Annotated in this window: 13 protein-coding genes; 8 read left to right on the top strand and 5 right to left on the bottom strand. The window is 44.3% G+C overall.

Annotated elements, in window-relative coordinates; genetic code table 11:
- Positions 1-120 precede the first annotated feature (120 nt).
- The 4 genes from HYN43_RS03155 to HYN43_RS03170 are packed head-to-tail and all read left to right on the top strand — an operon-like array spanning position 121 to position 8,528.
- Entirely contained in the window at positions 121-3,555 is a 3,435-nt protein-coding gene (locus tag HYN43_RS03155; protein ID WP_162996288.1) for a SusC/RagA family TonB-linked outer membrane protein, read from the top strand.
- A gap of 8 nt (positions 3,556-3,563) precedes the next feature.
- Positions 3,564-5,174, top strand: coding sequence for a SusD/RagB family nutrient-binding outer membrane lipoprotein (locus tag HYN43_RS03160; protein ID WP_119408074.1), 1,611 nt, complete (start codon positions 3,564-3,566; stop codon positions 5,172-5,174).
- Positions 5,175-5,190: 16 nt separating this feature from the next.
- A complete protein-coding gene (locus HYN43_RS03165) occupies positions 5,191-5,703 on the top strand; it encodes a DUF1735 domain-containing protein (protein ID WP_162996289.1) in 513 nt (170 codons plus the stop codon).
- Positions 5,704-5,720: 17 nt separating this feature from the next.
- Positions 5,721-8,528, top strand: coding sequence for a M16 family metallopeptidase (locus HYN43_RS03170; protein ID WP_119408076.1), 2,808 nt, complete (start codon positions 5,721-5,723; stop codon positions 8,526-8,528).
- A gap of 336 nt (positions 8,529-8,864) precedes the next feature.
- Here the strand turns inward: HYN43_RS03170 and HYN43_RS03175 are convergent, their stop codons facing one another.
- Positions 8,865-9,599 (bottom strand): hypothetical protein, encoded by a 735-nt coding sequence (locus HYN43_RS03175; RefSeq protein WP_162996290.1) that lies wholly within the window; start codon positions 9,597-9,599, stop codon positions 8,865-8,867.
- 1,291 nt (positions 9,600-10,890) lie between these two features.
- On the opposite strand from HYN43_RS03175, the gene HYN43_RS03180 reads away from it, so the two are divergent.
- Positions 10,891-13,464 (top strand): BamA/TamA family outer membrane protein, encoded by a 2,574-nt coding sequence (locus HYN43_RS03180; RefSeq protein WP_162996291.1) that lies wholly within the window; start codon positions 10,891-10,893, stop codon positions 13,462-13,464.
- A 412-nt stretch (positions 13,465-13,876) separates the two neighbouring features.
- Positions 13,877-14,473: a GIN domain-containing protein gene (locus HYN43_RS03185; RefSeq protein WP_121540009.1), complete on the top strand. Its 597-nt coding sequence runs from the start codon at positions 13,877-13,879 to the stop codon at positions 14,471-14,473.
- An 18-nt stretch (positions 14,474-14,491) separates the two neighbouring features.
- On the opposite strand, the gene HYN43_RS30135 is transcribed toward HYN43_RS03185, so the two are convergent.
- The 4 genes from HYN43_RS30135 to HYN43_RS30140 all read right to left on the bottom strand — a co-directional run bounded on the left by HYN43_RS30135 (position 14,492) and on the right by HYN43_RS30140 (position 17,461).
- On the bottom strand, positions 14,492-14,635 hold the full coding sequence (locus HYN43_RS30135) for a hypothetical protein (protein WP_162996292.1): 144 nt from the start codon (positions 14,633-14,635) through the stop codon (positions 14,492-14,494).
- Positions 14,636-15,089: 454 nt separating this feature from the next.
- Complete coding sequence (locus HYN43_RS03195) at positions 15,090-15,998, bottom strand: RteC domain-containing protein (protein ID WP_119408081.1); 909 nt, start codon at positions 15,996-15,998, stop codon at positions 15,090-15,092.
- A 26-nt stretch (positions 15,999-16,024) separates the two neighbouring features.
- On the bottom strand, positions 16,025-17,188 hold the full coding sequence (locus tag HYN43_RS03200) for a hypothetical protein (RefSeq protein WP_119408082.1): 1,164 nt from the start codon (positions 17,186-17,188) through the stop codon (positions 16,025-16,027).
- Positions 17,189-17,290: 102 nt separating this feature from the next.
- Entirely contained in the window at positions 17,291-17,461 is a 171-nt protein-coding gene (locus HYN43_RS30140; RefSeq protein ID WP_162996293.1) for a hypothetical protein, read from the bottom strand.
- 118 nt (positions 17,462-17,579) lie between these two features.
- Between HYN43_RS30140 and HYN43_RS03205 the strand changes: the two genes are divergently transcribed.
- A complete protein-coding gene (locus tag HYN43_RS03205; protein ID WP_119408083.1) occupies positions 17,580-18,629 on the top strand; it encodes a sensor histidine kinase in 1,050 nt (349 codons plus the stop codon).
- Positions 18,626-19,363: a LytR/AlgR family response regulator transcription factor gene (locus tag HYN43_RS03210; protein ID WP_119408084.1), complete on the top strand. Its 738-nt coding sequence runs from the start codon at positions 18,626-18,628 to the stop codon at positions 19,361-19,363. Before HYN43_RS03205 ends, HYN43_RS03210 begins: the two co-directional genes overlap by 4 nt.
- Positions 19,364-19,365: the final 2 nt, after the last annotated feature.

Genomic DNA, 19,365 nt, shown 5'->3' on the forward strand with positions numbered 1-19,365 from the left:
TCGGGTTCCTCCCACAGTTCATTCATTCCTATTAGATTAAACCCAAACATTCAAATGTATCGAATTTCTACAAGAGTACGGTGCACAGGACATCCCTGTGCCTACAAAATCATTCAAGTAATGAAGTTAACGACGGTCTTGCTCGTTGTGGCGATTCTTCAGGTCAGTGCCTCGACTTTCGCACAGAAGGTCAGCGTCTCCGGTAAATCAATTCCTGTTTCAACCGTATTAAGACAAATCCGTATCCAAACAGGATATAACGTTCTTTGGAACGAAAACGATCTGGATCCCAGTCAAACGATCGATGTCAGCTTTGATAAAGCGGAACTCGACGATGTTTTAAAAAGCTGCCTGGCTGGCTCAGGGCTCAGTTACGAAATCAAAGACAAAACAATTTTGATCACTCGGAGTCGAAGCAGGCTCATCAGGAGCATTGTTGATTATCTAACTTCCATAAATGTGTCGGGAATTGTTGTCAATGAAAAAGGCGTTCCCATGCCAGGAGCCACTGTAAAGGTCAAGGGAACAGATAAATCTACCCATACTGACGCAAACGGAAAATTCATCCTAAATGACGTGGGGCAAGATGCTTTATTGGTGTTCAGCTACTTAGGTTATGAAAAAAATGAAATCGTAGCTGGAAAATTCAACGGTAAAATAATTATGATCCCTGAGATTAAAAGCCTGGAAGAGGTCAAGGTAACCACGGCTTACGGTATCGAACGCAATAAACGCGAATTAGGTTATTCGGTCGCAAAAGTAAGCGGTAATGACTTAACCAAGGCTAATAGCGGCTCGCTTCTAATGGGACTAACTGGTAAGGTTTCCGGCTTGAATATCATGTCAGAGAGTTCTTCCATGTCACCGCAGATGCATATTCTCATACGGGGAATCCGCTCGTTTGGCGAGTCCAGTAACAATCAGCCACTTTTTATTTTCAATGGCTCGCCTTTATCTTTTGGCTCGGATGGTGATTCAGGACAGCAAGCCGTTGACTTTATCAATAATCTTAACCCCGCAGACATCGAAGATGTAACGGTTTTAAAAGGAGCAAATGGTACGGCGTTATATGGTCCCGAGGGAGTCAACGGCGTGATTATTATCACCACAAAGAAGGTGAAAAACGGCGTGATCGCAGTAAATGTCAAAACCAACCAAAGCTTTAACCGGATTGACTGGCGCTACCTGGACGAACAAAAGCAATACGGCAAGGGAAATGCCACGAATATTTTGGGAGGACAGGATATATCCAGCTGGGGGCCTGCATATAATGGCCAGCTTGTACCAATTGGCTATCCCGATGCCAATGGAAAGTATCAAATGGTGCCGTATTCCTATAACAATGACCGGCATAAGTTTTTCAATATTGCTTCTACAAATCGAACCAATGTATCTTTAGCCAATGGCGGTGCAAACTCCAATCTATACCTCGGTATAGGTCATTTAGATCAAAAAGGACTGTTGCCTGGAGATAAACAAAACCAAACGTCCGTATTATACAATGCTTCCAATAAAGTTGGACAGGCATTAGACTTAGGTCTTACCATAAATTTCGCTCAAACTAATTCAGACAAAGGGCCGGATGCTACACAGGATGTACTAGAAACGCCCAGTTTCATTCCCCTGCTGAATTATAAAGATTATCGCAACTCGTACTGGGGAAGTAATGACAATTATTGGAACGGCATAAATCCCTATGCGAAGATTGCATCTGCCCGTCAAAAACAAACCGATAATGTATTTAACGGCAATATGTTTGCAAACGTCAAAATTCTGCCGTGGTTATCAGTAAGAGATCAGCTTGGCGTTATATATAATTCCCGACGGCAAAAAATCAATTCAGAGCCTTTCATTTTCTCAGATTACGCAAGGGCGGATCCTGCAAAACGATCGGACACAGACCCAACCACCGCGGATTATGTAGGAACCGGGCTCAACTTGAATAACGATTTCATTATGTCGGCCCTGGCGCAAACGCATGATTTCGTTTTCCGTAGCAGCGTTGGAAATTCGATCAAGGATATTTACAGTAAAATACTGAAAACGAACGCCACCTTGGTCATTCCTATCTATAATGACATTTATGCCCGCTCCGATTATGGTATAGGAGCAGATGAAAACACTGTGCAGCAACGCACTATTTCAGCTTTTGGAACAGCTTCGGTCGGCTATAAGGACCGCTTTTTTCTGGAGCTGACCGCAAGGAATGAGTGGGATTCCAAAGAGGCAAAAGTAGCCAGGGGAAAAGACTTCTATTTCGGCGGCAATTCATCGATCGTGTTAAAAGAAGCAGTTCCATTTTTGAAGAAACAGGAGTGGTTGTCAGCATTGAGATTACGCGTTTCTCTGGTCAGGACAGCCAATCTGAATATCGAGCCCCAGCAAAGTGAGCGGCGTTTTTATGTCTTGTATCCTTATCCTTATACCACCTCCACCGGCGTGTCGACACTGGCCTATGGCATACAGGCTAATCCCAATCCGAAGATCAAGCCGGAAAAGATCTGGTCGCAGGAATACGGCATCGAGATCGGAATTTTGAAAAATCGGATCAGATTTGATGCAACTTATTATACACAAGTTAACGACGGTGTTATATTGAAGGTACGCGTGCCGCCATATTCTGGTTTCCCGGATTATGACAATGCGGGGAAATTAAGAAACAAGGGGTTAGAGTTCGATCTGACACTCGATCCGTTAGTTGATTTTTCAGGTGGACCAAGGATCTCACTTTCCGGCAGGCTTTCTTATAATAACAACAAGGTTTTAAAGGTTTCAGACGTTTACAACGGCGTTTTTATTGCGCAAGATCCAGCCACCGGATTGGTCTTTTACGCTAAAGAAGGCGAGACGGCTTTTCAATATGGCGTCTACGATTTCAAACGTTCTCCCGGAGGTTCGGTAATTGTTGATAAAGTTTCAGGCTTGCCTGCTTACGATTATCTAAATCCACAGATCAAAGGAAAAACACTGCCGGTTTATCAGGGGGGGCTAACTTTAAATATTGCTTATAAGCATTTTACGCTAAGTACCCAAGCTGATTATTCGGCAGGTAATGACCACCAATTTAATTCACGTTCAATTCTGAATGGAACGACTTCTTTTACACTGCTCACCAACAGGCAACCTTTTATATATCCGAACTCAGTGATAGAAGATGTCCCAGGTCACTATATCAAAAACACTGACATTGCCATGTCGGATGCTGGACAGAGCTTTTTCTCACAGGCTTCCTATGCAAATATCAATTCGATACGCAGCGCCAGCTTCTGGAAAATACGGGAAATTGCTTTGCAATATGACGCGGCCCTCAATAAAAGGTTCATAAAATCGATGACAGCTGGTTTATATGTCAGAGACCTTTTTGCTTTTTATCCCAAGTCGAACATTTTTGGTGACCCCGTAGGTTCTTACGGTCCAGGGCTCAATAACGGTTTTATTCAGTCACTCGGGCAGCGCACCCAAAGCCAAACCAACAATTTAGTTGGCAGTTCCAGCACACCCAATGCACTCCCAGGAACATTTATGTATGGATTTACACTTGGACTTACCTTTTAATTACGAATATGAAAAAGTCATCGATATTATTATGCGCCTGCATGACCAGCGCACTTATATTACTCGGCTCCTGCAGAAAAAACTGGCTGGACGTCAATTACAACCCCAGAGAACTTACGGACACCCAAGTTACACCGGATTTAGTTATCGCAACAGTTTTAGAACAAGCGGCTGGTTTTAAGCAAGATTTCGACTTAATGGCGATGTGGATGGGCTACTGGTGTCCGCCTGCTTTCCGAAATGGTACGCCAATTACTACCTACAATCAACCAGCGCAGATGAGCTATCCAACGGCGGACATCATTCTGATGGAACAAAAAGCGTCCTCGCTCCACGAAGATTTTTATGTTGGCGTGGCAAAAACGGTCAAATCATTAATGTGGGCCCGTGTAGTTGACGAGGTAAATAATGCTCCTTACACGGAAGCTTACAACCCGGACATCCTTCGTCCTAAATATGACAGTGGTCAATCGATCTATGAAAATGTGATGAACGAGCTGACGCTGGCATCTTCCCTGATTAAAAATGCGGATATGGCAAAGAATCCCAAGATCGCCGCCTCAGACATTATGTTTCACGGAGATAAACAAAAATGGCAGCAGTTTATAAATACGCTTAAGTTAAGACTGTTGATCCATCAGGCAAATCTCCCCGGCCGGGAGAGTTATATAAAAGCAGAGATGACCAAAATTATAAATCAAGGGTCGGGTTTCTTGCCAAGCGGAACGGATGCTGCCGTCAACCCCGGTTATAGCCTGGTTAAAGGTGTATCGAAATATTATGGCTTATATTCCAATAAGAACCGGGTATTCGGTGGCCGTGCTGATGAGTTCGGACTTTCGCTCGATTACGCACACGCCAATGTTTTTGGCATGAACCTTTTAAAAGCTGATGATGATCCTCGCCTGGCTTTCATCTATTCGCCGATTGATGTACCCTTTCCCGCGGGTGGTGCCGAGCCATTTCCCCAACCAGGATCTGCTGAATTTAGGGGAGCGCAATTTGGTCTTGAAGTTAATGCATTTAGCTATCCTTTCCAAACGCGCTCCTACATTTCGGCCGTAGGCGGCAATAGTAATACGGATGTTGTCAATGATGCCTCTGCCGGAATTATCAAAGGAAACAATATGGATGGATGGGCGATTACCAGCATTGAAAGCAAATTTCTGCAGGCTGAGGCCATACAAAGAGGCTGGCTACCGGGCGATCCGCAACAAGCCTACATTGATGCTGTTAAGGAATCGTTCCGCTGGCTGAACGTAGGTAAGTCACGGTCACTTCCTGCATTATCGGATGCTATTTTTTCGACATGGTACAATAACCAGGTGACGGGAGCAAATGCCAGAGTGAGCTGGACCGCGGCGCCAGATAAGTACAAGCTGCTGATGAGTCAAAAATACACCGCCCTCAATGGTATCGATCCTATTGAATCGTGGACGGATTACAGGCGTAATGGAAATTTTCCTGCTATTGCGCTCTCTGTCGATCCGGGTAGGGTGAGTGATAGACTGCCCATCCGGTTCGATTATGGATTCAATGAATATTTAACAAATGCAGCTAACCTGAACGCCTATGGTAGCGTCAATGTTTTTAGTAGCAAAATATGGTGGATGCCCTAATTTTAAATTTATCAACATGAAAAAAATATCAATATATATCATTATCCTTTGCTCGCTTACAATATTCTCGGGTTGTTTGAAAGATGATATCAAGCCTGACTACTCAGGCATAGAACCGATCATTATCAACCCATTGTCGAATTATCCAGGCAGATCCTTTTTTCCGATAATGTTGACAGATAGCGCACTTGGAACAAAGAAGCTGAATCTCAGGGTGAACTACTCATTTATAGAGACGGCACCAAAGAACATTACTGTGACTTTAAAGGTAAACGATTCTCTTTCGATAGCTTATAACAACGCCTTTGGAAAAAACTATATCAAACTGCCGGCTAGCGCCTATTCGGTTGGTGATTTGCGTGTAACTATTGCCAAGGGGGCGGATCAGGCCCAGCTACAGATTATTGTGGATCCAACGAAAATAGCTGGCTCAAATGATTATATCATCGCTTTTACAATTGTGAACGCCGATGGAATAAAGGTCGCTTCAAACTACCGGGATATGGTGTACACATTAAAGGGCCGATAAGAAACTAAAAACATTCGATGAAACTATATAGAATACTCCAAATCGCGCTGTTATTAACCAGCCCTATATTTACTAACCGGGCTTCTTCACAAGAATTGCCACAGGACCCTGCCATCCTAAAAGGTCAATTAAAAAACGGCTTTACATATATTATTCGCAAAAATACTGTACCGAAAAAAAAACTAACCGTATATCTGGTAATCAAGGCCGGGTCAGTGCTGGAAAATGACAACCAGCGAGGTCTTGCACATTTTATGGAACATATGAGTTTTAATGGGACAAAACATTTCCCCGCCAACAGCTTGGTCGAATTTTTGCAAAAAGCTGGTGTACGTTTTGGAGCCGATCTAAACGCATACACATCATTTGACGAGACAGTTTATCAGCTCCCTATCGCAGCAGATGATGTGACCTTGGTCGATCAGGCGCTGCAGGTGATACGTGACTGGGCGCAGGACGCTACACTTGATCAGGCGGAGCTCGATAAAGAAAGAGGTGTAGTTTTGGAGGAAGAGCGTATGCGTTCCGGCATACAGTCGAGGATGAGTGAGCGCCTTATGCCCATCATTTACAACCGATCGAAATATGCTTCCCGTTTACCGATAGGCGTAGATAGTGTTCTTAAAAATTTCGATCGGGAAACCATTCTTTCTTTTTATAGAGATTGGTACCGCCCCGACCTGGAAGGCATTATTGTAGTTGGGGATATTGATCCAAAAGGCATCGAACAAAAGGTTAAGGCTCTGTTTGATGATCTGAAAGTGCCTGCCGTCCCCAAACTCAGGCCGGATTTTCAAATTCAGTTGAACGGAGCTAGACAGTATGCCGTAATTACTGACAAGGAAATGCAAGGATCGTCATTACAGGTAATCTATAAATTTCCGCACCGGAAACTCAGAACAAATGCCGATTATCTCGAATACCTGAAACGCAATCTGTTCAACCTCGTGCTGGCGAACAGGCTTCAATCTGTTTACCAGAATAATGCTGCTTTTTATTTGGGCGCCGGAGCCTCAGTGCAGCCCATTTTATCGAATGTTGACGCCTTTACAATAACCGTATCAACGAAGAACGGGCTATTGAAGCCCGGTTTTCAAGCGCTTTGGCGCGAAATGACAAAAATCAGAGATAACGGATTTACGGATGTAGAGTTAGAGACTGCGAAAACTTTTTATCTTTCTCGTGTTCAGGCGCAGGCCGACGAGGTGGATAAAGCACCCAGTGGCCAGTTGGCAGGCGAATACACCAGGTTGTTCCTCCAAGGAGAGGCCAGTCCCGGAGTACTAAAAGAGGCCGAATTAACTACCGCCTATCTTCCAACGATCAGCCCCAATCACTTAAAGCAATTGATGAAGCGGTATCTGGCCATGCCGGATCGTGATGTAATCGCTTCTGGCCCTGAATCTGCAAAAGACAAACTACCAATTGAAGCAGCACTGGCCGGTTGGCTTGATGAAGCCGATGCCAGCTCTGCACCGACAGGCATCGCAAATTCCGGGCAATTTGATGTAGAGCGAAAACCATTAATCGAAGCAATTTCTTCCCCTGGCAAAATTGTGTCGAGTAAGGAAATAAAAGCATTTGATGGTCACGAACTCGTGCTGAGCAATGGCCTGCGGATTATTGTAAAGCCAACGACCTTTCAAAATAATGAAATTGCTTTCTCTGCATTTAGTCCCGGCGGAACTTCTGTCACTAAGGATGCGGACTTCCGGTCGGCCTCTCTTGCCGCTGCGATCGTTTCGCAAAGCGGTATCGGGTCGTTTGGCAGTGAAACGCTAAGATTGAAGTTGACAGGTAAAATTGCTGGTGTTAGTCCTTTTATCAACGAACGCTTTGCTGGATTGTATGGAGCTACGAACATTTCAGATTTAGAGACTGCACTCCAGCTGACCTATTTATATTTCACCAGTCCAAGGAAAGACACGACCATATTTCAAAGCGAAATAGGTAGACTGACCGCCTCTCTTCAAAACAAGATTGATGTTCCTGACAATCAGTTTGCGGATACTGTTAACGCCGTTCTGACCAATAACTCTTACCGAAGGAAACCGATCAGCCTCGATGAGGTTAAGGAAATAGATCTCGATAAAATATTAAAATTTTACCGTGAGCAATTTAGTGACGCGTCAAATTTTACCTTTGTCTTCGTTGGAAATGTAAATCTTGAAACTGCAAAACCTTTATTTGAAAAATATCTTGGCGCGCTGCCGACTTCGAACAGCCACTATAACTGGCACGATTTAAATATCAGAATCCCCAGCGGAAAGCTAACGAAAACGGTAAAGGCCGGTGATGAGGTAAAGGCAACCGTATCTATGGTAATCAGTGGTGACTATCTTTTTAGTATAGAAGAAAATTTGAAATTAGAAGGAATAAAACAAATGTTGGAGATTCATTTAATAGAGCGTCTCCGCGAAAAAGAAAGCGGAGTTTACTCGCCGAAGGTAAATTTGGATCTATCCAAATATTTAAAACAGTACGCTTTTAGCATATCTTTTACCTGTGCGCCATCGAACGTAGATAAATTAATTGATGCGACTTGGCAAGAAATCAAATCTATAAAAGACCTTGGACCCACAGCGGACGACCTGAAAAAATTCCAGAGCGAACAAAGTTCAGCCATCGAAAGCAGCTTGGAAACCAATCGATTCTGGTTAAGCTATTTGACAAATCAATATCAAAATCAGGAAGATATCACAGCTGTTCAAAGGCAACGCGAACTATTGAAGTCATTCAACAGCGAAGTCTACCGGGATGCCGCCCAACGTTATTTGACAGATCGGAATTATATCCGGCTAGTAAAACTGCCAAAAGACCGATAGGTGCCACCGGAGAGATTCGGTGTTTAAACGGACTGAAGCCCGTGACTGCTGTCACGGGCTTTTTTTTGAAGGCAATGAACCGGCCTTCCAATCAACCCCTTACATATTTTTGCCTGCCTGTCTATGTATATCCCGTCGAGAGCCAGTTCAAGTATTTTACCGATGATCTGATCTTTTAAATTGATGAAAAGAGTAAGGTGATTGATTATCAGTTAATTAACATTAAGGCAGGTATTGTGGGCTTACGCTCGAAACTGCACCATTGAAATTATGACCTTTTTTAGTTAAAGCGCAACGCAACTATGAGTAATTAATACGATAGATTGTTGGTGCTGGTCAATTATTTATTTTCCGCTGATTTAATTTATTGAAAACCGCGACATGGAGGAATATTAAAACAGCCGGAGCGAAAGCCGCGAAATAGGAGAATGGGAATAGATCTATTTCCCGTAAACCAACCTCTCCTGGACTAAGTTTGCTTTTTAAGATAATGACGGCAATAATAAGTAAATTCACAACGTCAAAAATTCCTATTATGTTCCATGCATAAACCACGGGAATTCTCCAGGATTTTCCTTTAGCATATATCACAGCAACGGGATATGCAAGCACTGCGGTAATGATATCTCCCAATCCGGCGGAAAAAGCAAATCCGGCGGGAAGAAGGTCATAAATATACAATAGAATGAAAAATATCCCAATTATACGGAACACATGTAAAGTGATCAGGGATTCCATGGTTATCGCCCTTAATAAATCTTTGTAAAGTTCGGTTTTTCCTACTACTCCGAACAAAAGAATCGCTAAGGGAAGGCCGGCACATATTATACCCATAGGGGGTATCGTATCTTTATCCATAATACCAACCAGGGCAAGTGCAGAAGCGTAAATAAAAAAGGCAGTAAAAAACACGATGATTACCTGCTGAATGCGATTGGATCTACCCAATGACATACCTCCGTCAATGGCAGCTTGCCTGAAACGCCTGGCAAAAAAAACATGAGTAATGAAAAAACCGATAATAAACGAAACGATTGCCCATAAAGGCATACTTGAAATATAATGTGACATGTCGCATTGATTAAATTTAGTTATAGATAGAAGTTTAAAAACCTTTACTGAACTTGCCAAATCGCAGGAAATTAAAAGATTAAATCTTGAGATATTTGAAGTTGACGCTCGATCAATATTATTCAGGAATTATAATTACGTAAATAATCGACACTATTCCGGCTATCGAAATAAGTTTGGTATTCCTAAAAATTAATGCTCCCATAAGTGCCTGTTTAAATGATTGATCACAATCAAAGCTATCGTTGCATTTTTGATGCCGGAATATATATGTCTGATTAAAAGGAGTTTATAATGGGATGGATAAATTATTGCTACTTTATTTCGAGAATATACAGCTTTCAATACCTTATTTCAACGGAATAAACTGCAATTGCATTAAGTAGTAGTAGTAGTTACGTGGTATAACTAAGCCACCAACTTCGGTTTTAGTTGCTGGCTGGGTATTGTCTTTAGCCGAGCTAAGGTGCTTGACAGTATTCAGTAAGAGATAAAAATAGTTATGGCTTACATAATTAAACTTAAAGCGTTTCCAGGATATGATTTAAAACTGCTTCATTTACCTCGTCAATTATTTACCTGCCTTAGCTTACATGCTGTGTTGCCTGTGCAAGCAGGAAACGACGTTTACTAGCCAAGGGGGAAACGCCAAACATTTGCAGCGGTGCTTTTTTACGATTTCATGTACCTCCACACTGGTGAATGCAGATAAGCCGGTCAATGCGAACTGGGCTGAATCTAAAATATAAAAGAAAAAAGGGCCAAACGCGGATGAACTGCGAAAATTCGGGAGCGAAGAACCATCAGTTATCGAGAACAGCGTGGAGGACAACCGATTCTGGCTGGGCTATTTAACACGCCAGTACCAACCTCTGCAGACGAGGAATTAAATCACTTACAGTCAGGTTGCAGGTAAAAATACGGGTTGCGAAAATCTGTCGGAATACCGCTTTAACTGTATTACAAAACAATCATTCAAAGTATATAATTGGCATGCGTAGCGGAGTATTAAGGCAACGCTGGTGTCTCTCGCGCGGATCATATGGATCGTATTTTCCGCACGCGGGTTAACGCAGCAGGCGCTCCGCAGGAGCTCTGCTATTGATAACGGCAGCTACTTGCCGCTATCTTTATGGCTGCATTTGTTTTTGTCGGCGGATTAACGATATATCGTGGATCTGGATTTAGAATGGAAATGTATTTTTCACATTTTCAATGTATTAACGCTCGGCATGAGCTTTGCCTTATTTTGATGCAACCTCCTGGGGTTTCAAAACAGCCGAGACTCATTATGTTACGAAAATTACTTATCCCATTATTGCCTGTCCTCGCAGCGACAAGCACCCAGGCTCAAAAAATTGAACCGTCCGCATGGCAGATATTCCCCGATAGTGCTGTTGTCAAAGTTCACCCTTCTTATAATGATGTATCCGGCATACACCGCTGGTTATTTGGTGAAAATTACCGGAAAGAGTGGGCAATGCGGGTAAAATTGCCCGTCCTTAAATTGTCGCTGATCAACGGCGGGCTTAAGCCGGTACGGCAGGGCGGAGGTATGGAGTCCAAATCTTTACGGCTGGAGGATAAAACAGCGCGGGAATGGGTATTGCGAAGTGTTGAAAAGATGCCGGACAAACTGCTGCCTGCCAACCTGCAGGGTACTTTTGCCATCGATTGGGTGGGTGACGAATTCAGCGGGCAGCATCCTTATTCGGCGCTCGTTGTTCCGCCCCTGGCAGAAGCGGCGCGTGTTCCGCACGCTAATCCCGTTATCGGTTTGGTTGCTGAAGATCCGGCTCTTGGCGAATATGCTAAGATCTTTGAGGGTATGGTATGCCTGCTGGAGGAGCGCGAACCGACCGGACCTTCCGATAACACTTTTAAGATGGATCGTGAGCTGATCAAAAGTTATGATACCCGCCTGGACGCGGAAACTTTTTTAAGGGCTAAAATGCTTGACCTGCTTATGGGGGATTGGGACAGGCATGAAGACCAGTGGCGCTGGAAGCCGTCAAAAAGCGTAAATGATAAAATATATACCAGTGTACCCCGGGACCGGGACCAGGTTTTTCATATCACACAAGGGCTATTTCCTTCTGTAGCCGCTCTTCCCTGGCTCGACCCGACATTGGAGAACTTTGACGGCAATATTCCACGGGTCAGATATTCCCTGTTTAAAACGCGTTTTGCAAGAGCTTACCCGGATATGCAAATGACTTATGCCGAATACACCAGGATCGTAGACGGATTTGTAAAAGCTGAAACGGATGAGGTTCTGGAGACGGCCCTCAGAAGGTTGCCTGTGGAGAACTATCGTTTGAGACATGACGAACTGTTTGCCAAACTCAGAAAACGAAGGGATAACATTCCCGCTGCGATGGGACAATATTACAAGTTCATCAACCGGATCGTTGATATCCGCGCTACTGACAAGGATGAGCAGATAACCATTACGGACGGACCGGATAATTCCATGCATATTGTGCTTGGAAAATCTGATAAGAGAGGCATGGAAGATCGGGCCGTCATGGACATGTTTTACCACCCGGATACTACCAGGGAAGTACGGATTTATACATCTGCCGGTGATGATCATATTACGGTCAATACACAGAAAACCCCGATCAGGCTGCGCATAGTAGATAGCATCGGTCACAAAACTTTTGATATACTGCGGACTGCTACAACGCTGAATGTTTACGGGCCCGCTGTTGCTCCCTTAATGAGGGGCAATACCGGCCGCATCAGGGAACATCTGTCTGATGACACGGCCAATATCAGGTTTCTGCCAACCAATCTCTACAATGTATGGATGCCGCTGGCCACCGCTGCCTTAAATAAGGATGACGGATTTCTGCTCGGTCTTGGTTTCAAATATACAGGGTACGACGGCTTCAGAAAATTGCCTTATTCCACAGTACAGCAATTATTGATCACCCATGCATTTGCCACGGACGCATTCCGGATCAAATACAACGGAGAATGGATGCAGGCGGTTGGAAAGGCTGATTTTACTTTAGAAGCGTACGCACAGGCACCGGACAATACGATGAATTTCTTCGGTAGGGGTAATGAGACGGTTTTGGATAAGACCGGCGAATACAGGCGTTATTACCGCACCCGGTTTGATATTTATCAGTTAGACCCGGCGCTTCGCTGGAAACCGGGCAAAGGGACAACAATCAGCGCCGGTCCGTCATTCCAGTTTTATCACCTGAGTCTGAACGGCAATGCTGGTCGTTTTATTAATCAAAAAAGCCTTATCAATAGCTATGACAGTTCATCGGTTAATAAAGACAAAGCCCACGCTGGGGTCCTGGTCAACCTGATAAGTGATCATAAGGATAACCGGATCCTGCCAACAAGCGGTTATTATTTACAGGTAAACCTGCTGGCCTCTGAAGGGATTAACAGTTATTCCAAATCTTTTAGTCAAATAAGGACTGAATTTACCTATTACCAAAAGCTGAATAAAAGCGGAAGCATCGTACTCTCAGATCGCGTCGGCGGCGGCGTTACAATCGGTAAATCAGCTTTTTATCAGTCCATGTTCCTGGGAGGACAGGGTAATTTACTGGGATATCTTCAAAACCGTTTTGCAGGCCAGCACATGGTATTTAACAATTTCCAGGCCCGCGTAAAGCTGGCGGATATTGCCAGCTATATTTTGCCGGGGCAGTTAGGTCTAACCGGCTTTTACGATGCGGGAAGGGTTTGGATAAACGGCGAACATTCGGATAAATGGCATACCGGCACTGGTGGAGGTTTGTTTTTTGCGCCGGCAAGCTTAACAGTATTGCAGGTTATGGCAGGTCACTCGACTGAAGGTTGGTATCCATATGTTGCATTAAATTTCAGAATTTAAACCGGGCTTGTGCTTCAATCCTTTTTAATGCTTTTGTTAATAAAATTGTCCTCATAAGACGATGCGATCCTTGCTATTCATTCCCGCGCAGCAGTCCGGATACAAGATATGGCGTTTCAGAAAAAAATGAACGAATTTTCTAAAAGGAGTTGCCAACTCGCCTGAAATGGAGCTACCAACGCAAGCCTGAACATGCTGCGCTTTCCAATGCTTGTCAAATAAAAAAGTCTTAGTGTAATAATTACACTAAGATGAAAAATAATTCGCTTATTCGTCTCACCTTTGCGCTATAAAATTGGAAGTCAATACAGAGCCTCAACCAGTCCGGCCCGGGTTTAATTGCCCCGATTTTTGATCGTATTAAAAGATAAACAATACGACCAATGGACGATCACTATAATTACTAAAAAAAATGAAAACTCAAATTTTATCCTTTATCGCCATGATGATCATGGTGTCAGGATTAACTCAAAACGCTTCTGCAAATACCTTTAAAGACGATAATTTTACTGTATTGAACGATATCAGTGCGATCAACAAAATCGAAGTTCGCGGTAACGTCGAATTATTTATATCCGATGGCAATATGGATCGCGTCAAGGTTTATAACAAGTACTACGCAGAGAACGCCCTGGTTCAAAGCAGGAACGGGGTATTGAGAATTTCAAACTATAAAGCAGAAAAACTGGTCATTTGGGTCAGCGCCAGTGACCTCCGTTCTGTTTCCGCATTTGACAATTCTTCAATCCAATCGTTTGGAAAGCTTTTCAGGGTTGAATTCAGCATTGACCTACATGACGCAGCTTCCGCAAAGCTAGATCTGGATGTATATGCTGCTGAGTTAACTGTAAAAGATCATGCTAAAGTCGAACTGAGCGGAGCTGCTGATGAACTTACGATGGATGGCAGCGAAAGGTCAAGTTTGGGAACCGGATTTGCTGTGGCGCATTTCAATGAAATCAGACCGGTTGTGACCGCGAAACTCAGTGATGAAGTTTTTGGTATGTAATGCCAGCACGCAAAGAATTTACGTGAAGAAGCTGCCTGCGTACAGGTGGCTTTTTTGATGATTATGCCTGCCAGCTTTACGACGAGCACCCAGGCGGTAGTTTCGATACACATCGTTGTGAAATTTTTCCATCATCTTGCCAACACAAAGCCATCTGTACATTATTACCGTATGTTTAAAAGCAACCGTATGTTTACCAGGGCAATGCCTGAACCATTGGTTGTCCATATAAAACACACTTGAACCAGTCCAGTCACCCGGAACATGAAGATTCTTGCAATTGAACTCAATTTTAATAAAGGTCAAACACGCATTTTGGAATGATGGGCATTCTAAGCCCCATTTTTGAAAAGGGCTCTATAAAATATAGAAAAGAGATAGGTAGATCGTTTTAACCCCAAATGACTAACTTTTTGGGATATCTAAATATGGAGAAAGAAATCAACAGTAATTTATATTTCAATGAGAAGTTGGCATTCCCGGCTCACCGCAAACAATAGTTCAAAATAGGATGATCCGTAACATGGAGGGCGTGCCTCCGCGTTACGGATCATAGCCGCTTGCAATCGCGCCGGCTGTAATCGCCTATAATCCTTGCGGTTCGGGTTGCCGGTAGTTATTTTAATTTTTTTTGCACCCGCATTAAAAAGGCCGTTTTCATTTCATCGATGTACAGGGTGGGACAGGGCCGTCCGCACAGCCAGTCGTAGGTATCATAAAAGTTACCCAGGGAAATATTAAAAGACCTTTCAATGAATTTGGCGATGCTTTTCAGGCTGCGTTTTCCAAAAGCCTCTGTGGCATGCCAGCTGTAAATGAGCTCGATCAGCGCGCATTTCGTTTGCTTCCAGTCGAAGTCCTGAAATTCATGACCTGCGTGTACCAGAGATTCCCGCTGACCCGCTTTCTGAATGGCTTCTTCCAGGTGATGCTGTAGCAATTCATGGGCGATGACCAGTGCCAGTTTATGGTCATGACTCGTGCTGAATGCAGGGTCAAAATCGATCATGCATTGATCGGGGTCGAGATGGATATCGTAAGTGCCCCGTAAAAAATAGTATTCGTCGAGGTGGCAGGCCTGTATACGGACATACTGGTAAAAGGACAGGTTGCTTTCAAAAAAGTGTTTGAGGACCCTGATCTCGCCGGTGTAAAATTTAGCAACGGCGGTTCCGTTTCCGAGTGGTTTACGGCTCTCGATATTGAGCAGGGATTGGTAAAAGATGAGCTGCGCCTTGAATCTGGGCTTGACCTGTTTAAAGAAGTTGATATCCTCCGTGGGTGTCCCCGGGTCGTGCGCTTTCCAGAAATCTTTAAGTTTCTGAAGGTACTTCAGACACAGGCTGACAGATCTTTCCAATCGCCTGATGTTCTCATGCTCTTCCAGCATGACCGCGTTTAAATCTTTATTTAAATCTGCAAAAAGTCGGTCATAAAATTTCGTCATCATAATGGCTGTTTTAATGATCGGGATTGCCATCATCCGAATAGCGGATGGTGTAACTAACAAAACCTTCGTATTCATTTTTCATAGCGTATTTTTTTAAACGGTTAATGAAAGTATGTCTTATTAATGTAATTGATCATCCGCTGCAGGATATCCCGGACGACGGCGGCCGCCGACTGGTCCAAGCCATAAAATGCCCTGGCAAAGCTCTTGACCGAAATGTTGGATTGCTTTTTAGTCGTAAAGTGCCCGGTGAAGAACCGGATGATTTTAGCGACGTTATTAACCGGAAAACACCCGCACTTATAGAGTACTCTGATGAATACGGCAAACTGGGGCACGGACAGGTCGAGCGGCAGGCGGCTGTTGCCGTTTGACTGGCCTGGTACGGCGGCTTTGGAAGAATGCCCCATCTGGGATTTTAAAAAAGGCAGTACCTGCTGGTCAATGGACGGCAGGTCGGGTTCGAAAACCTTACGCTGTGCTACAAAGAGCCCCGATATTCTTTCCAGCTCGGCCAGGACCACCCGCTCTTTTTCTTTTTTACTGACAGGTCCGGTTATCTTTTTAAAAAAGTTGTCCCTGTACCAGTTAAAGAAATGAAGGGTATTCAGGTTTCCGCGATAAAGGGTATCCTGCAGGTTTTGGGCTGCTGGCTTTTCCGCGGCATATATATGCCGCTCGGCAATCCGCAGTATGGTGATGGTCTGGTCCAGGTCCCGGTAGGAAATGCCCGCATAACGGGCTTCTTCCAGTTTATCAGCGACAGAATCGGCGATAGCCGTTCTCAGCGCCGATTCGTTTACAGCGACCGGGTGCAGCCTGAGCTTTTTTTCAAGCCCGGCGATTTCGTCGCATCGCCGGCGGCTGTTAAATAAGGTAACCCTGAAATCCTGGTCAAAGAACCGGTAACAGCCGGTTTGGAGAAAAAGCAGCAGATCCTCAAGGCCGGTCAGCAGGGCTCCGAAAAGTTCGTCATACGGATGCGGACCGGCCGGGTTTTGGTGAACGGCAAGCGCTTCGCTGAGCTGATCTGACAGACGGGTGATCCCGGACTGGTGGTACTGAACATACCGGCTGATTACATCATCTTTCGCCGGGCTGTACAACTCCTGTATCCACTGTTTTTTCAGCTGGGAACAGGTTCCCTGCACGGTTTTCACCTGCCCGGAAAGGTGGTCCGTTGAGGTCTCACCCGCCGCCAGCTTATCATTATTTATTATTTCGCTGACCTGTTGATCAAGTATATGTAATTCAGACTTAAGCAAGATTTTAAAAATTTAGGTTCAAACCATTATTTTTTAATTGCTTATAGGTTAGGTTTTTAGTATTATTTTTTAATTTATATTTAATAATATTCCCAAAAGTTGTTACCTTTTTGGTGATATCCCCGTATTGATGGTTGTAGTGATGATGGTTAAGGTAGCTGTCGTGTCCGTTCCCGAGGTGGTATCATCCCCGGTACCGGGCAAGCCGGTGCTGTTGTAATCGCAAATCGTACTGATCTTTTTCCTGAGTTTTTTTGACCTGGCGTTTTTCATAAAATTTGATTTTTACCTAAACTACCGGGCTGGAATAAGACGGTAAAGTTTATTACGCGGAGAGGCAATTGCGCTATGTAGAAAATGAAATTTTTGAATTTCCAATCTGAACCGGTAAATGAAGAACAGGGATATTGTTTTCGGGCATGTCATCGCCTGGTTGGTTTATATTCTTTATGAAGTCTCGTCCGTGGCCCTTACAGCCGGCCTGCACGGGCCCTTATATCATTTTCCCGTTTATTATTGCTGTTATATCGGCCTGTTCTATTTCAATGCGCACGTGGTCCTCGACTTCGCCTTTTTTAAGACGGGCAGGCCATATATGGTTTCGGGCGGACTGATCGCAGCGGAGATCCTTTTGTTCTTTATTATCAAAGCCGGGTTGGACTTGGTAATGCCCGGGGTTACAAAAAGCCCTGAGGCGCTGCTGGCTAAGCCCTATCTGCTTTCCAACCTGTTCAGGGAAGTGTTTTTTATCGGTTTCAGTATCGCCTATTGGTCGATGCTCGGAATGGTGCGGTTCAAAGAACGTAATCATCAGATGGAGCGGGAGCAATTGAAAAATATGGCCAGTACGCTGGAGTTAAAGAACAGGTATGTATCTGTCGAGAACGCCTTCCTTCAGACCCAGATCAGTCCGCACCTGCTGTTTAATTCCTTAAGTTTTATATACACTTCTGTGCGCAGGCTTTCTGATCAGGCAGGAAACGGAGTGCTGCTGTTATCGGACCTGATGCGCTATTCGCTGGTCACGGGAAAAGATGCTGAATCGGTTTTATTAAGCAGGGAAGTGGAACAGATCTGGAACCTGATCAGCCTGAGCCGCCTGCGCATGGAGGAACACTTTTACCTTCAGTTCAAACGGAAGGGAAGGCTGGCAGGCAAAAAGATAATTCCCTTGCTGCTGATCACGCTCGTGGAGAATGCCATAAAGCATGGCGAACTTGATGATCGTAAAGTGCCTGTCAGAATTTCCCTTTCTGTAGAAGGGGACCAGCTGTTATTTCTGACCTCCAATAAGATCAGGGAGAGCTCTCCTTACAAAAAGGGCGGCCTTGGGCTGGATAACCTGCAGAAGCGGCTGGCCAATGCTTACCCTGGCAGGTTTGCCTTTAAATTCGGCAAAAGAGAGGGCTTGTTTATCGTTAGTCTAAAAATAACTTTATGAATTTTACCTGTTATATCGTTGATGATGATCCGGATGCAGTTGACCTGCTGCAGGAGTATATCGGTCAGACTGAAGGGCTCGACCTGGTCGGTTCATCGCTGAGCCCGGTAACCGCGCTGCAGGAGATCACGCGGGAAGATGCACCGGACATCACATTTATCGACGTCGACATGCGCGTCATGAACGGCATAGAACTTGCCGGCCTCGTCAACCTGTACACCAACGTAGTGTTCACGACCGCTTTTCCGGAGTACGCGTTGCAGGCCTTCGAAAAAGCTGCCTATGATTACATTTTAAAACCGATCAATTATGAACGGTTCTACCGCTCTATACAGAACATCAGGCATAAAATGAAAAAGGCCTGGCGGGGAAATTCGCTGGCACCGGATGAGTTTTTTAATATCAAGAGTGAGCTGAAGGAGCGGATGGTGAAAGTAAAAACCGCAGAGGTGATCTATGTTGAGGGGGCGGGAAATTATATCATTATCCATACGGAGCGTAATGAAAAACACATGACTTACCTCAAAATGAAGGAAATTGAACATCACTTGCCGAGACAATTATTCGCCAGGGTGCACCGCTCTTTCATTGTGAACATGAACCATGTTGAAATCATTGAAAGGAATCGGATCAAACTGGTCAATGACCAGGAACTGGTGATGGGCGATTATTATAAAAAACGCTTCCTGGACATCATGGACGGGAGACTGATCAAAACCGACCGTAAGCCCTGATC

The sequence above is a fragment of the Mucilaginibacter celer genome, assembly GCF_003576455.2.
Classification (GTDB): Bacteria; Bacteroidota; Bacteroidia; order Sphingobacteriales; family Sphingobacteriaceae; genus Mucilaginibacter; species Mucilaginibacter celer.